This window comes from Myroides sp., from assembly GCF_032073645.1.
In the GTDB taxonomy this organism is placed as follows: Bacteria; Bacteroidota; Bacteroidia; order Flavobacteriales; family Flavobacteriaceae; genus Flavobacterium; species Flavobacterium odoratimimum.
This window is the reverse complement of record NZ_DAMANB010000001.1, coordinates 195,517-211,834: the sequence shown is the minus strand read 5'-3', so window position 1 is coordinate 211,834 and position 16,318 is coordinate 195,517. Positions and strand designations below refer to the sequence as shown.

The window sequence follows — 16,318 nt, the reverse complement described above, 5'->3', positions numbered from 1 at the left end:
AAATAAAACAGAATAATAACTAATTATTTTAAGTAAAAGCATAGTTGTTATTCTATTGATTTCTATTTCGTTATAATATAAATGTGCCTAATGTAAGAAGCTCTAGAGCTTCAAGTTTCTCTATAATGAATAAAGGTAATAAGTATATAGTGTGTGTGCTGTTATTATTTATGTTTTTAACTTTTTTTACATCACTAGGAGGATAACCATAAAATTTTTTAAAAACTGTACTAAAATGATTCTGTGATTTATAACCTAGATCTTCTGCTAGCTCCGAAATTGTAATATCTGAATTTTGTAATCGTTCTTTTGCTTTATTCATCTTGTGCTCATTTAGATACCCAAATACTGTTGAGCCAAAGAGTTCTTTAAAATACTTTTTCAATTTAAATTCATTTGTACCTACTTTTTTAGCAAGAGTTGATAGAGTATATGGATGTTTAATATTTTGAGTCAATAGTTTTCTAGCAGAGTGCATTCTTTCAATGTCTATATTGGATATATAAGATTTTGATTGGTCTTGATTGATGTATTCTAATTGTAGAAACAGTAACTCTATTATTTTATTTTCTAAATAAACTTGTTTGAATGAACCATCTCTTTGACAGGAGCATATATCCGTGATTACGGATTTCATTTCTGGAGAGATGATTTTGTTCTTTTTTATTAAATCGTCTAGTTTTAAAGTGCTAGGTAGTTCTTCAGCTTCAAAATCTATTAATAAATCTTGTTTTAGTTTTATTATAATCTCTTTAGGTATTAAAATGGAAATATAGCGAGTTTCTTGTTTTGAGGAATCTATTTTAAGCATATAGTTCTCTTTATTTACTTTTCTTATTAGATGATGAGAAAGTTGTTGTTCACCTTCAAGTAAGAACAGCATTAAAATACCTTTAGAGTTTGGAGATAGAGAAATGGTGATGGGGCTATTCAACATAAACTCATAGTAAGTTATAAAGTAACGCCCTACTTTTTGAGTTTTTTCTAGAAAGTAATCACCATCATTAACTGTGTACTCTATAATTGATTCTCCTTCTGTTTTCTTTGTTGTTTGTTGACCGCTTATTTTGTCTATATAGTTAGTAGTTAGTTGCATATAATAGAATGAAATTAAGATTGTAAATATAGATATTAATTAGATTTAATAAAAATAATCCTTGATGTGTATTTAATTATCCTTTTTTGAAAGATAAAAGGCTTAATGCTTAAAGTAATTTTGCATTACAGAATTAATAAGTGGTATACCTCTTATTAAAAATGGTTTTTATTAAAAAAAATATATTGAAAGGTGTTTAGAATCATTAGTATAAAAAAATATTGGGGTACAAAAAAGAGTGAAAAAGAAGTGCTAGGTAGTTATAGAAATAATACTTGGAGTAAATATGTTATTTATATTTTAATGCTACTTATACCTATGTTCATGGTTGCTCAAAAAGGAGTTTTATCAGGAGTAATAAAACTAAAAGATGGGAGACCTATAGCATATGCCGTTGTTAGCTTAGATAAAGGAAACTTGTATAGTGAGACAAATGATGAAGGAGAGTTCTCTATTCAAAATGTTGATTATGGTCAATATGTATTAGATGTGAAATCTATGGAAATAGTTGATTTTAAAGTAAAAATTGACTTTAAAGATTCTAAAAGTAATTTATTGGTTACAGTAGAAGAATCTAAAGGACACAATCTAGAAGAAATGCTTATTTCAGTCAAAACAGAGAAACGAGATCTTGAAACTAAAGGTTTTGCAGTGAGTGTTATAGAAATGAAAGAAGCATCTCTGATGTCTTTGCAAACGAATGAAATACTTGATAGAACTGCAGGAGTTAAAATAAGACAAGATGGAGGGTTAGGTTCTAGAGTAAATTATAATTTAAATGGTTTGTCTGGAAACGCGGTGAGGGTATTTATAGATGGAGTACCAGCAAGTAATTATGGTAGTTCATTTTCATTGAACAGTATTCCTCCAGCTTTGATAGAGCGTATAGAAGTATATAAGGGTGTAGTGCCTACTTATTTATCACAAGACGCTTTAGGAGGAGCTATCAATGTAGTATTAAAACAGAAAATGACTAATACTTTGAGTGCTAGTGGCTCTTTTGGCTCTTTTAATACACACCAGTATAATGTCAATGGAGGATATCGAAATGATAAAAATGGACTGACTGTTAGAGCTAATGCATTTTATAATTATAGTGATAATGATTATAAAGTCTATGGAGATCATATTAGGTATGTGGATTATCAAGGAAATGTAAGTTATCCAAAGAATGGAGCTAGGCGTTTTCACGATGGTTATAAATCTTATGGAACTAAAGTAGATGTAGGTTTCACAGATGTGAAATGGGCGGATAAATTTTTTATTGGAGGCATTGTTTCTGGAAATAGAAAAGAGATTCAGCATGGTATTACTATGGAGAATGTATACGGGGATAGAAATACTAAGAGAGAATCTTATGTAGCAACACTTAATTACGAAAAAAAGGATTTATTAGTAAAAGGATTAGAGGTAAAGCTAGATTTATCTTATAGTGATTTAACTAGACAAGTTATCGATACAGTTGGTAATATGTACGATTGGAGTGGAAATGTAATAAGAGATCCTTTAGGGAAACCACTGAAATATACAAGTGGTGCAGAAGTAGCGTCTCAAAAAACACTAGAAAAGAACAAAGATGAATCTTGGGTTGTTCGTGCAAATGTAGGGTATGAATTTATAACTAATCATAAGCTGAGTGTTAACTATTTCTATAACAGTTTTGAAAGAGGAATAACTGATGTTTTGCAACCAGTAGCTGTTATGAGATTAGTTAATACAAGAGATTTGACTAAGGATATACTCTCGTTTAGCTATGAGAATAAACTTTTTGACAATAGGCTTCAAACCAATTTATTTTATAAACTATATCATCAGAAGGCAGTCTCTAATGAACCTTATAAAGATACGAATAAGCCATTAGTTGGTGATTTATATAAGACTAAGAAAATAAATAATAGTATTGATCATAATGGAGTGGGGGTAAGTGTGTCTTACAAATTGTTAGAACCATTTTACTTATTAGGTTCTGCAGAAAAGGCAATTCGCTTGCCAGAAGAATCTGAGCTTTTTGGAAGTAATGCAGATAATCTATTGCCTTCATTTAGCCTTGATCCTGAGAAAAGCACAAACTATAATATAGGGTTTATAGCAGGGCCATTTAACTTTAAAGATCATTCAATGAGCTTAAATGCTACTTACTTTTATCGAAATGTAAAAGGAATGATTAGGGAGAGTATTGACTCAAAAGGAATCTTTACTAGGTATGAAAATTTAGATGATGTATTAAGTAGAGGTTTTGATATAGAGTTAAACTATTCTTTTAGACAACGTTTAGCGTTCAATCTAGCACTATCTAAGTTTGATGTATTATTTAATAAGCAATTTGATAAAGATGGCAATCCATATTTATACTACAAAACGCAGATAAGAAATGAGCCTTCATTTAAACTAAATGCTAATCTGAGTTATAAGTTTAATAATGTTTTATCGAAAGGAGATTTCTTTTCTGTGAATTACAATGTTTACTATGTAAAGAAATTTTTGAGGAACTGGTCTAATGTAGGAGGAACTAATTTAGATGAAATACCTTCTCAATATCCTAATGACATTGGAGTGATATATCAGTTCTCTAATAAAAAAGCAACAGTAAGTTTTGATATGAAGAATATTTTTAATCAAAGGATATATGACAATTTTGGTTTGCAGAAACCAGGAAGAGCTTTTTATGGAAAAGTAACTTATTCAATTTTTTAATATATAATAAATACTATGAAACGTAAATTTTTTAAAAGCACATTATTATTTGCAGGGCTAGCATTAATGACAATAGGATGTTCATCTGATGATAATTCTAACCCAGATACAGGAGAGGAATTTAAAGGTAAGCAATTTCAATTAGCTTATGCTAGTGGATCGGGATCACAGTCAGCTACTTATTTACAAGGGGTAGATAAACTAACGGAAGGAGAAATAAGTTTTAGTAAAAAAGGATTCCAAATGCCTTCATCCCGAACTTCTCGAATATATGTATCAAAAGATGGAAAGTATGTATATAATTTAAATTATACTGTGGGAGATTTACGAAAATATGAACATAAAGGTGGACAAAATTACACTCAAGTAGGTCATATTGAATCTGCTCCTGTATTAGGGACAAAAACAGGTAGATTTACTAAAATTAATGAAGATATGGGGTCTGTTCATTATATAACTGCAGCGCCTCAACATGCCGGAGAAAATGGAGAAGGTGCTTATTTAGGGCATAAAATTACTGCAAGTATTGCTCTTATAGATTTAAATAAATGGTCATTTTTGCCAGGAGCACAAAAAGAAATTAATGTTAAACTTAGTGACGAATTTACTAAAAAAGGATATTACATAAGTAGGATTGATTCGCCTGTATTAGTTGATAATAAACTTTATTATGGTGCTGCTGTTAGCCTTTATGATCCAAGTACTGGAAAAAGAAAACCTACAGATAAAACTTTTACTTTAGTTGTTGATAAAAATAATTTGTCTAAAACGGATGTAATCACAACAGAGCATGTTGTAGGAAGTACTAACGGATATCGTACACCAACTTTATATGTAAATAACCAAAAAGAAGTTCTTCAAATGGTAAATGGAACTGATAAGACATATATTGCAAAAATTAAAGATGGTAAATATGATACTACATTTAAATTCGATTTAGGTAGTGCCTTAGGTGGAAAGAAAGTTTCTAGTAATGGATGGTTTTATATAGGAGATGGTATAGGTTATATGCCTTATGAGAAACTTGATGCACCAGAGATCGAAATGGGAGTGGATCCTAATGGTAAACCAACAACTACTCATGCATGGGGATTAGCACGTATAGACTTAAATAATAAAACTGCGGTGGATTTAGAAGTGCCAGCTAACTTATGGTTGACACAATATCAGACATCAGTTGTAAGAGGAGGAAAGTTCTATATTGCTTTAGCACCTGTTTCAGGAAAAGGAAATGTTTACATTTATGATATTAAGTCAACAGCTAAAAAAGGACAATTAGGAGCAACAATAACAACTGGAGTAGATCAGTATTATATAGGTGTATATTAGGATAGAAAAGAATAAAATGTAAATCATTTTATCAATGAAAATAGGGATAATCAGTATGTGATTTATCCCTATTTTTATTAAGTATTTTAAGAAGTGGAGAGATAATTTAGTCTTCTCTCTCTAATAAATCTGGTCTTCTTGTCTTTGTGTGTTCATAAGCCATATCTTCTCTCCACTTATCTATAGCAGCGAAGTTTCCACTTAGTAACACATCTGGAACTTTCCATCCCTTATATTCAGATGGTCTAGTGTATATAGGAGGGGCTAATAAGTTATCTTGAAAGCTATCAGTCAATGCTGAAGTTTCATTAGAAAGTACTCCTGGGATAAGACGGATAATAGCATCGCATAAAATAGCTGCCCCTAGCTCTCCACCAGATAAGACATAATCTCCTATAGAGATTTCCTTTGTGATGAAATGGTCACGTACACGTTGGTCTACTCCTTTATAGTGTCCACATAGAATGATAATGTTTTTAAGCATAGACATTCCATTGGCCATTTGTTGATTTAAGGTTTCGCCATCAGGAGTCATATAGATTATTTCATCATATTCTCTCTCGGCTTTTAATGCAGTAATACATTTATCTATCGGCTCTACACTCATAACCATTCCTGCTCCACCACCGAATTGGTAGTCATCTACATTCTTATGCTTATTAGTACTATAATCACGTAAGTTGTGAAAATGTACTTCTACTAGTCCCTTCTCTATTGCTCTTTTTAGGATAGAAGCTTGAAAAGGGCTCTCTATTAATTCTGGTAAAACGGAAATAATGTCTATGCGCATAATTACTTTTGATATTTTGGCAAATGTACAATTGTATTCTGTAACCTACAAAATTGTATTAGTGGGCTTGGCTTTTTGAAAAAAGCTGAATGATTAAGACTCCTGTAATTATAAATGCAATTCCTATTAAAGCAGCAGTATCGAGTTTTTGTTTGTATAAAAAGTAAGCCGCTATAGTGACCAACACAATTCCAATCCCTGACCATAAAGCATATGCAATTCCAATAGGTATAGCACGTAAGGTCAAACTCAATAAATAAAAAGCACCTACATAACCAAGTAAAGTTATAGTGGTAGGAACAAGTTTAGTAAATCCTTCACTAGCTTTAAGAGTAGTTGTAGCTATAGTCTCTAAGAGTATAGCAAGAAGTAAGAATAGTATATTCTTCATTTTTTAATGCAAAAGTAGCTTTTTATTAGGTCTATTAAAATTGTGTAAGGCAAAATACTTTATGATATATGATTTGAAAATTACTTTCTTAGAAGTAATGGATATAGATTATTGAAGCTAATAATGAATATTAGAAAAGAAGTTATTTGATAGTTATGAATTTAAATTAAAGAGATAGGCTATTGTAGTACTTCTAATTTTACTGTAATTATTATAATTTCTTATGTTATCTTAAGATTTCTACATCTGAATTAGTTTAAATTTGTATCTATGAGTTTATCAAAATCAAATGTGCTATTTATGGCAGCGATTACAGGTTTAATCGTTGCTAATTTATATTATTGTCAACCATTAATTCCTTTGATATCAGAAGAGTTTGGTGTGTCTGAAGCTTCAGCAGGAACACTTACCTATCTGACTCAGGCAGGGTATGCTGTAGGGATGTTTTTAATGATTCCTTTAGGAGACATGCTCGAAAGGAAAAAACAAATTATTATAACAACAATATTTGCTACTATTGCTTTAGCCCTAACTGCAATTGTACAAAATTTCTTTTTATTACAGATTATTAGCTTTGTCTTAGGAGCGACTTCTATTGTCCCTCAGTTAGTCTTGCCATTAGCTGCTAGTTTATCTTCTGATGAGCAACGCGGAAAAGTAATCGGAACAGTAGTGAGTGGATTACTTATAGGGATATTGTTTTCTAGAACGCTTAGTGGCTTTGTAGGTGTATGGTTAGGATGGCGAGGTATGTTTTGGATAGCTACTATAGTAAGTATTATTATCGTAATCATGATTCAAATTAGACTACCCTATAATAAACCTACCTTTAATGGAAAGGTCAAAGACTTATATAAATCTCTTTTTGTCTTAATAAAAGAACAACCTGTATTAAGGGACTCAACAGGAGTAACAGCTTTAGCTTTTGCTCAGTTTGGAACTTTTTGGACTACGATGGTATTACTTTTACACAATGAACCTTTCGGATATGACTCTGCTGTAATTGGGGCGTTCGGATTGATAGGTGCATGTGGTGCTTTTGCAGCTCCTTTAGTAGGAAAAATAGGGGGAGCAGGAGGAGCTAGAAAGTTGATACTATATGGCATATTCATGACATTCATAAGTTTTGTAATATTTTATTTTTCAAGTGCTTCAGTGATAGGGCTTATTATAGGTATTATTTTGATAGACTTAGGATTACAGACTATACATGTATCTAATCAAACGCGTATTTATTCTCTTTTACCTGAAGCTCGCAATAGATTAAATACTGTCTATATGTCATTTAGTTTCCTTGGAACTGCTTTTGGCTCGGCTTTTGGACTATATTTGTGGAAGTTTTTTGGATGGAGTGGAGTATGTATAGGAGGTATGTGTTTAGCATTATTATCTCTAGTAGTATATCTTGCTGCAAATAAGAAATCATAAAAGAAAGAATTAGTCTTAAGACTAAGTGAAGTAATTCAAAAACGATAAAAATTAGAACAATGGAAAACGGTATTTACGCTAAGTTCAACACATCAAAAGGAGCAATATTAGTAAAGCTTACAGAAGAATTAACACCTGGTACAGTTGGTAACTTCGTAGCTTTAGCAGAAGGTAATTTAGAAAATAGTGCACGTCCACAAGGAAAACCATACTATGACGGTCTTAAGTTTCACAGAGTTATTCCTGACTTTATGATCCAAGGAGGTTGTCCATTAGGTCAAGGTTCTGGAGGTCCAGGTTATAAATTTGATGATGAGTTCCACCCAGCTTTAAGACATGATGGTCCTGGTGTATTATCTATGGCTAATGCAGGTCCAGGTACTAACGGGTCTCAATTCTTTATTACGCATGTTGCTACACCTTGGTTAGATGGTAAACATACTGTTTTTGGTAAAGTTGTTGAAGGACAAGATATTGTAGATGCAGTAGCACAAGGAGATATTTTAGAGTCTGTAGAGATTGTAAGAGTAGGAGAGACTGCTGAGAAATGGAATGCTATTGAAGCTTTCAGAACTTTTGAAGGAGCTAGAGAGAAAAGAGAAGCTGAAGCTAAAAAAGCTGCTTTAGTAGAAGTAGAGAAATTATCTGCTGGTTTTGAAGAAACTCCAAGCGGATTAAGATATCAAATGATTGTTAAAGGTACAGGTAAGAAAGCAGAGAAAGGTAAAACTGTTTCTGTACACTACAAAGGTGCTTTAGCAAATGGACAAGAGTTTGATAGTTCTTATAAAAGAAAAAAACCTATTGAATTCCCATTAGGACAAGGTTATGTAATCGAAGGATGGGACGAAGGAATTGCTTTATTAAACGTTGGTGATAAAGCTAGATTCGTTATCCCTTCTTATTTAGGATATGGAGAAGCTGGTGCAGGTGGGGTTATTCCTCCAAATGCAACTTTAGTATTTGACGTAGAGTTAATGGACGTAAAATAATAAGTTATATAAAAACTCTCAACTTACAGTTGGGAGTTTTTTGTTTAAATGATTACATTTTATGAAAGAGGATTTCTTAGCTTGTTTAGAACGTATTCGACCATATGCACGTTATACTCCAATTATGGAGTCTGGTCAAATAGAAAACTTTTTAGGTAACGATTTGTACTTTAAGTGTGAGAATTTTCAACGTGCAGGTGCATTTAAGATGAGAGGTGCAGCCAATGCTATTCTTCAGTTGACAGAAGATCAGAGAGCAAAGGGAGTGATCACTCACTCTTCTGGTAATTTTGCGCAGGCTTTAGCTCTTGCTGCTAAATATCTTGGAGTGAAATGTTATATCGTAATGCCAAAAGATGCTCCTGATGTTAAGCGTAATGCAGTAATGGCTTATGGAGGAGAGATTATAGACTGCATTGCTACATTAGAGTCTAGAGAACGTATTTGCAATCAAGTGATAGAGGACACAGGAGCAACATTTATACATGCATCTAATAATATAGATGTTATTATGGGGCAAGGTACTGCCGCTATGGAATTGTTAGAAGCGTACCCTGACCTAGATGTTATTATCACTCCAGTAGGTGGAGGAGGCTTAATTGCAGGCACTGCATTAGCAGCAAAAGCTTTTGGTAAGGATACTATTGAAGTAATAGGAGGTGAACCTTTAGAAGCAGATGATGCCTATCGTTCTTTAATGAGTGGGCAGATTGAGTGTAATGAGACTACAGATACTATAGCTGATGGTTTGCGTACCCAATTAGGGGATATTACTTTTCCTATTATCAAAGACCATGTATCTAAAATTATACGTGTACGAGAAAATGAAATTATTAGTTCGATGCGATTGATATGGGAACGTATGAAGATTGTTGTAGAACCAAGTAGTGCTGTTGCTTTAGCAGTATTGATAAAAGAAAGACCTTCTTTTGCAGGAAAGAAAGTAGGGATTATTCTTTCTGGAGGTAATGTTGATTTGAATAATTTACCTTTTGAATAGATTATTACAAAAGGGTGTCAAACTAATGACACCCTTTTTTATATCGGTTTCTTTTTTAGTACAGGCAGTTTTATTTCTTTTCTACCGAAGTAAAGTCCAGCTACGATTAGTATACCTCCTAATATCTGTAAGAACCCTAATACTTCATCATCTAATAATCCCCAACAGAAAGCTACTAAAGGCATTAGTAGAGATACAGACGAGGCAAAACTAGCATTGGTCTCATGGATAAGTTTATAGTAATAGATATTAGCTAATGCACTACCAAATAAAGCCAATAAGAAGACAAAACCAAGTCCTTTCAATGCTTCAGGATGTTCACCGATAGTTTGAAAGAAGCCTGATGATGTTAATACAATTAAGGCAGGTATAAGTAAGACTAGTTCTATAAATGCTGTCCAGACAATAGGAGGAATATTACCCATGTATTTCTGAGTTAATAATCCACTATAAGCATACATTAAGGAAGCGATTACTAATAATAAATGATAGAACCACTCATCCGATACAAGACCTGTAGATTCAGGAGACTGTAATAATAAAATGACTCCAATAAAAGAGAGGATAACTCCTGTGACTTCTCCAAGGTGAGTTTTGTACTTAAAGAATAAAACACCTAATACAATTACGAATATCGACATTAAGGCATTTAATATTCCGGCTATAGAACTATCTAGGTGTACTTCTGCTATTGGGAATAAAAACATAGGAATAAAGCTTCCTACTAGAGCAGTAAGAAATAACCAGTGAAATGTTTTCTTAGGTAACTTTTTAATATGCTTTAGAGAAATAGGCAATAAGAATAAACCTGCAAAAGTAATTCTAAGTGCACCTACTTGTATAGGAGTAAAATATTCTAAACCTCGTTTGATAAGGATGAAAGACGATCCCCATATTAAGGAAAGGATAATGAGTGTTACCCAGTGTTTTGGTTTAAGTTTCAAGGCGTTTATTATTATGTTGTTTTGATAGGGCTAATATAAAAAAAGACCACAATAACTTTGTGGTCTTTTATATAAACGAAGCTTAGTCAGCTTATTATTTTACTTTTCTAGTATCTAAGTTACCGAAGTACATTTCTTGGAAACTTTTAATCACTCCGTGATCGATACGTTTGTAGAATGTTTTAGGATTAACTTCTTGAGTATTCTCATATCCACAAGCACTGATGAACTCTCCTAAAGCTTTCATTGTGTTTTTATGGAAGTTAGCAACACGCATTCTCTTATCTGTTACATCTAATCCTTTGTATAATGTCTCATCTTGAGTTGCAATACCTACTGGACAGTGACCACTATCACATTGTAAAGCTTGGATACATCCTAAAGCGAACATCATACCACGAGCACTATAACAAGCATCTGCACCTAAAGCCATTGTTTTAGCAATGTCAAAAGCAGAAATGATACGTCCTGATGCTAGTATTTTTATTTTATCTCTTAATCCGTTTTCGATTAATGTTTTATTAGCGAATACTAAAGCATCATTTAATGCCATACCCATGTAGTCAATAAACTCTAATGGCGCAGCTCCTGTTCCTCCTTCAGCCCCATCGATAGTGATAAAGTCAGGGTGAATACCAGTTTCTACCATTGCAGCTACGATATCTAAGAACTCATCTTTCTTACCAATACAGATTTTAAAACCAATTGGTTTACCATTTGATAGTTTTCTTAATCTAGCGATGAAGTGAACTAATTCAGTAGGGTTAGAGAAAGCTGTGTGTCCTGATGGAGAGTGTACTGTAGTGTGAGGAGTAATACTACGGATTTTAGAAATCTCTAGTGTATTTTTCTCAGCAGGTAAAAGACCTCCGTGACCAGGTTTAGCTCCTTGAGATAGTTTTAACTCAATCATTTTTACCTCTGGGTAGTTAGAACGCTCTTCGAATAAAGTATCGTCAAAGAAACCTTTTTCATTACGACATCCAAAGTATCCAGTACCGATTTGCCAAATTAAATCTCCTCCAGAACGGTGGTATTGACTAATACCTCCTTCTCCTGTATTGTGTGCAAAACCACCTATCTTAGCTCCTTCATTAAGAGCAGTAATAGCTTTTTTACTTAATGCACCATAACTCATCGCACTAATGTTGTAAACACTTGCACTATAAGGTTGGCTACATAAGTCGCTACCGATAGTAGTTCTAAAGTTTGTATCTGATATATGTTTAGGGTATACTGAGTGAGAAGCCCATTCGTAACCGATACGGTTAGGGTCATCTTGCATACCGAAAGAAACAGTTTGTTTCTCGTTTTTTGCTCTTTGATAAACAATAGAACGCTCACGTCTATTGAATGGTTTACCGTCTAATTCTCCTTCCCAAAAGTACTGACGCATCTCTGGTCTGATTGATTCAAACATATATCTGAATCGTGCAAAAATTGGGTAGTTTTTACGAATTGTATGTTTGTTTTGTATTTTGTCGATTATAGCAAGTGTTGCAAGAAAACCTGAAATAACGATATTTACTATACTAGCAGTTGATTGGTATAATACAAATGAAGTAATTGCGTAAATAAGGTAAAGGAAAACGACAGCCATCGTTAATTGTCCAAATGTAAACCGATTTAAAAATTTTTTGTGAAACATAAAATAGAATTTTAATGCAATCTTTTGTTGTTTAGTTTGTAATAGAATTAGCGTTTATTTTGTTATTCTTTTTCATAAGTTATTTTATGAAGATTGCCCTAATTTCTTAGTCTCAAATCAATCAATACCTTATGAAATTTACGAAGCAAAGGTAGCAAAGATTTTGAATTTACCTCGTTTTTGTAATTATAATTTTGTGAATATAAAGCCTTGAAAATATCATATTGATAATTTAATACTAAATTACTAGTAGTACTTTGAAAATATGCTATTTATCCTTTGATTATATACGCTTATTTCAATTTTAGATCTATTATCTTGTTCTTGTTTTTGAACTGTTCACTATATATACTTTGTTTCCCTGATGTAAAATAGGCTACAAAGCATACTACCGCTAGTAATATAGCATATTCTATGCCAAAAAGTTCTATGCCCATAAATGTACAAGCAAGCGGCGTTTTAGTAGCTCCAGCGAAAACAGCTACAAAACCTAATGCAGCCATTAGGCTTATTGGTAATCCTACATAAAGAGAGAGGTAACTACCTAGTGTCGCCCCTATAAAGAATAGAGGTGTAACTTCACCTCCTTTAAAGCCTGCCCCTAAGATTAATGTGGTGAAGACTATTTTTAGTATAAATACTTCCCAGTTCATTTGTATAGTGAAGGAGTCTACGATAGTTGGAACACCTAGTCCTAAGTAGCTTTCATTACCTATCGTATGGATTAAGAGTATAAAGAGTAGCGCTCCTATAAAAGGTCTTAGGGGAGGGTAGGTGATAGTTGTGGTAAATAGCTTTCCCCATTTTTGTAAAAACAGGATGAATAGATAAGCTGTTAGACCAAATACTACTCCTATTACTCCACATTTCAGTAACGTAGTTATAGTATGTGAGATAGGTATATCTACAGTGTATATGGTATGATGTATTCCCCAAGCGATACAAGTGTAATGACTTATATAAGCTGTCAGAATAACAGGTAATAGACTATTAAGTTTAAAATTTCTTAGGAGCATTAATTCGAATGCAAAGAAAATACCTGCTATTGGAGTTCCAAACACAGAGGCAAATCCAGCACTAACTCCCATCAGAAGAATAGTCTTTCTAGCTTCAGCACCTAGATGTAAGTATTTATTAAGTTGATCTGCTATAGTACCTCCCATTTGTACAGCAGTACCTTCACGACCAGCAGATCCTCCAAATAGATGAGTAACCCAAGTTCCTAATAGAACTAAAGGGAACATTCTAAATGGTATTGTCTTAGAAGGAGTGTGGTATTCTGATATGATTAGGTTATTCCCTTGATTAGCTTCTTTGCCATAGTAGTGATATAATAATCCTATTAAAAAACCACCAAGAGGTAAAACATATAATAAGTAAGTATGAGAGATTCTTAACTCTGTTACTTCTTCTAAGATATAAAGGAATAGGGCAGATATGCTACCTATTATTGTCCCAGAAAGGAGAATAGCAATGAACCATCTTATCAGTAGAGAAAAAGAAATATTTTTTGGATTAAAAGCTTGTTTAAAGCTTGAGAAATTTAAATGCATAGTCTATCATTCAGTTTTACGTTAGTATACTATTATGTTAGACGTCATCAGCATTCTATAGAGAAGCGGTTCGAGGCAGACATCATTGCCTATGATTTATAAGTCAAAGGTATAAAAAAAGTCCGAGTTGAATAACTCGAACCTATTTTATTTTGTGTGTTTCTATTAAATATCGTCAAAACTAACATCAGTAAATGAACTTACCTCATTCTCTGACTGATATTCTTTTTTGAAATCTTTTTGATGTCTCTCAGAAATAACTTCTTCTCCCTTGTGATCTACTACGAATTGAGTCATCTCATCTAATATCTCTCTAAAAGCACCGAAATCCTCTTTGTATAAATAGATTTTGTGTTTTTTAAAGTGAAAAGATCCATCTTCTTCCGTGAACTTTTTACTCTCAGTAATTGTTATGTAATAGTCATCTGCCTTTGTAGATCTAACATCAAAGAAATAAGTTCTTCTACCCGCTCTTAGTACTTTTGAAAAAATTTCTTCTTTTTCTAACATTTCGTTATCTCTCATAATTCCTTCTTATCAATTAATTGATTTGTTCATATAGCATTCAAAAGTCTAAAAAAAAACTTAATAAACCAACTATTTATAATAATTCTTTTTCATTTAATTGTTTTTGGTATAACTCTCTATAGTATCCTTCAGTATGAATAAGTTCGTTGTGTGTACCCTGTTCTACGATTTGACCGTGGTCTAGTACGATTATTTGGTCTGCATTCTTAGCAGAAGAAACTCTGTGTGTGACAATTAGTGTCGTGATTTCTTTGCTGTGTTCTTCTAGATTTTGCAATATTTTCTCTTCAGTTTCTGTATCTACAGCAGATAATGCATCGTCTAAAATTAGAATAGGAGCATCCTTTATCAGTGCTCTAGCGATAGAAACACGTTGTTTCTGACCTCCGGATAGCGTAAGCCCTCTTTCTCCTAGCGTAGTGTTATATCCCTCATTGAATTGAGTGATATTATCGTGTACAACAGCCTTTTTAGCTACTTCGATGATTTCTTCTTCAGTAGCATCTTCTTTACCAAATCTAATATTGTTACTGATGGTATCAGAGAATAAGAAAGCATCTTGAGGTACTACAGCGATACTGTTTCTCAGATCCTTTAGATTACAGTCTTTGATAGGTGTGTTATCTATATAGATATTTCCGCTAGTGACATCGTACATTCTACTGATTAGCGTAAGTAGAGTAGACTTACCAGACCCCGTTTTACCTAATATAGCAAGTGTCTTTCCTTTTTCTAAAGTAAAAGAGACGTCTTTTAGAGCCTGTATACCTGTATCTTCATAAGTGTATGACACTTTGTCAAAGGTGATATTCCCTTCTACGTTAGTTGGGTTAGGATTCGTATTGTATATCTCAGGTTGTTCGTTTAAGAATTCATTGATACGCTTCTGAGAAGCTTCTGCTTCTTGGATCATTGAAGATACCCAGCCAATAGAAGCAATAGGCCATGTCAGCATATTAATGTACAGGATAAACTGAGCGATAATACCGATGTCTGGTATACTACCATTGAAGAACATTAAGGCTCCGACAGCGATCACTACTAAGTTACTTAACCCGATTAAGAAGATCATCAGAGGAGCTATTAAAGCACTAGACTTCGCTAAGTTTAAGTACTTGTCTTTACTCTCTTGTGTTAGTGTTCTAAACTCGTCTTGCTTTTCTTGTTCTATAGAATAAGCTTTGATTACTCTTATTCCAGAGAACATCTCTTGTGAGAAAGTAGTTAGTTTAGATAGATTAGCTTGGAAGATAGAACTTCTCTCATTGATCTGTTTACTTAATTTGTAGATAAAATATCCTAGCAATGGAAGTGGTACTAACGAATACAGGGTTAACTGTGGAGAGATTAAGTACATCTGTGTCAGTACTACAGCAAAACGGATTAATGTATTGATAGAGTACATTACAGCAGGTCCCACATACTGTCTTACCTTACCGACATCTTCACTGATGCGGTTCATTAAGTCTCCAGTTCTATTTCTTTTATAGAAACTCTGAGATAGCACCTCATAATGTTTAAAGACATCATTCTTTAAGTCAAACTCGATATGACGTGACATCACGATCAGTGTTTGTCTCATTAAGAAGGTTAGGAATCCTGCTATTAATGTAGTGATTAGTATCCACAGAATATTATTTAGTAGGATAGAGGTCACTTCCTCTTTGTCGAAGACAGTCATCTGTTCTAATGTACGGATAGAGTCCCCGACTAGTTTAGGGGTGTATAATGTAAATATCTGTGCTACTATAGTAATAATAACACCTATTAAGAAACGATATTTATATTTATAGAAATACTTATTTAATTGACTTAATGCGCTCATACTTGGGATAAATGCTATATAGAAGCATTTTTAATAATTGATAAAACTAGGCAAAAAAAGCTTGTCTAGCTTTGCAAAGATAAAGGATTATTAGAGATCC

At 33.0% G+C, this 16,318-nt stretch carries 13 protein-coding genes and 1 riboswitch; of the genes, 5 read left to right on the top strand and 8 right to left on the bottom strand.

Going from position 1 to position 16,318, the window contains the following annotated elements:
• Nucleotides 1-70: 70 nt before the first annotated feature.
• A complete protein-coding gene (locus tag RT228_RS00955; protein WP_006257008.1) occupies nucleotides 71-1,096 on the bottom strand; it encodes a helix-turn-helix domain-containing protein in 1,026 nt (341 codons plus the stop codon).
• A gap of 192 nt (nucleotides 1,097-1,288) precedes the next feature.
• On the opposite strand from RT228_RS00955, the gene RT228_RS00950 reads away from it, so the two are divergent.
• Complete coding sequence (locus RT228_RS00950; protein WP_006257007.1) at nucleotides 1,289-3,790, top strand: TonB-dependent receptor; 2,502 nt, start codon at nucleotides 1,289-1,291, stop codon at nucleotides 3,788-3,790.
• Nucleotides 3,791-3,805: 15 nt separating this feature from the next.
• Nucleotides 3,806-5,119 carry a DUF4374 domain-containing protein gene (locus RT228_RS00945; RefSeq protein WP_006257006.1) on the top strand — a complete coding sequence of 438 codons (1,314 nt, stop codon included), beginning with the start codon at nucleotides 3,806-3,808 and terminating at the stop codon, nucleotides 5,117-5,119.
• A 106-nt stretch (nucleotides 5,120-5,225) separates the two neighbouring features.
• On the opposite strand, the gene trmD is transcribed toward RT228_RS00945, so the two are convergent.
• Nucleotides 5,226-5,909 carry a tRNA (guanosine(37)-N1)-methyltransferase TrmD gene (gene trmD, locus RT228_RS00940; RefSeq protein WP_006257005.1) on the bottom strand — a complete coding sequence of 228 codons (684 nt, stop codon included), beginning with the start codon at nucleotides 5,907-5,909 and terminating at the stop codon, nucleotides 5,226-5,228.
• A 58-nt stretch (nucleotides 5,910-5,967) separates the two neighbouring features.
• Entirely contained in the window at nucleotides 5,968-6,300 is a 333-nt protein-coding gene (locus RT228_RS00935) for a DMT family transporter (protein ID WP_006257004.1), read from the bottom strand.
• 270 nt (nucleotides 6,301-6,570) lie between these two features.
• On the opposite strand from RT228_RS00935, the gene RT228_RS00930 reads away from it, so the two are divergent.
• The 3 genes from RT228_RS00930 to RT228_RS00920 all read left to right on the top strand — a co-directional run bounded on the left by RT228_RS00930 (nucleotide 6,571) and on the right by RT228_RS00920 (nucleotide 9,720).
• The gene (locus RT228_RS00930) at nucleotides 6,571-7,728 is read left to right on the top strand and encodes an MFS transporter (protein WP_006257003.1); all 1,158 of its coding nucleotides are present in this window, start codon (nucleotides 6,571-6,573) and stop codon (nucleotides 7,726-7,728) included.
• A 59-nt stretch (nucleotides 7,729-7,787) separates the two neighbouring features.
• Nucleotides 7,788-8,720: a peptidylprolyl isomerase gene (locus RT228_RS00925; RefSeq protein WP_006257002.1), complete on the top strand. Its 933-nt coding sequence runs from the start codon at nucleotides 7,788-7,790 to the stop codon at nucleotides 8,718-8,720.
• 61 nt (nucleotides 8,721-8,781) lie between these two features.
• Complete coding sequence (locus RT228_RS00920; protein WP_006257001.1) at nucleotides 8,782-9,720, top strand: pyridoxal-phosphate dependent enzyme; 939 nt, start codon at nucleotides 8,782-8,784, stop codon at nucleotides 9,718-9,720.
• A gap of 38 nt (nucleotides 9,721-9,758) precedes the next feature.
• Here the strand turns inward: RT228_RS00920 and RT228_RS00915 are convergent, their stop codons facing one another.
• The 5 genes from RT228_RS00915 to RT228_RS00895 form a co-directional block, all read right to left on the bottom strand.
• Complete coding sequence (locus RT228_RS00915) at nucleotides 9,759-10,664, bottom strand: DMT family transporter (protein ID WP_006257000.1); 906 nt, start codon at nucleotides 10,662-10,664, stop codon at nucleotides 9,759-9,761.
• A gap of 94 nt (nucleotides 10,665-10,758) precedes the next feature.
• On the bottom strand, nucleotides 10,759-12,312 hold the full coding sequence (locus tag RT228_RS00910; protein WP_006256999.1) for an FMN-binding glutamate synthase family protein: 1,554 nt from the start codon (nucleotides 12,310-12,312) through the stop codon (nucleotides 10,759-10,761).
• Between the two features lie 293 nt (nucleotides 12,313-12,605).
• Entirely contained in the window at nucleotides 12,606-13,865 is a 1,260-nt protein-coding gene (locus RT228_RS00905; RefSeq protein WP_006256998.1) for a chloride channel protein, read from the bottom strand.
• 31 nt (nucleotides 13,866-13,896) lie between these two features.
• Nucleotides 13,897-13,964: riboswitch (Fluoride riboswitch) on the bottom strand.
• Nucleotides 13,965-14,030: 66 nt separating this feature from the next.
• Nucleotides 14,031-14,390 (bottom strand): PUR family DNA/RNA-binding protein, encoded by a 360-nt coding sequence (locus RT228_RS00900; protein WP_006256997.1) that lies wholly within the window; start codon nucleotides 14,388-14,390, stop codon nucleotides 14,031-14,033.
• Between the two features lie 76 nt (nucleotides 14,391-14,466).
• Nucleotides 14,467-16,218 carry an ABC transporter ATP-binding protein gene (locus RT228_RS00895; protein ID WP_006256996.1) on the bottom strand — a complete coding sequence of 584 codons (1,752 nt, stop codon included), beginning with the start codon at nucleotides 16,216-16,218 and terminating at the stop codon, nucleotides 14,467-14,469.
• Nucleotides 16,219-16,318 lie beyond the last annotated feature (100 nt).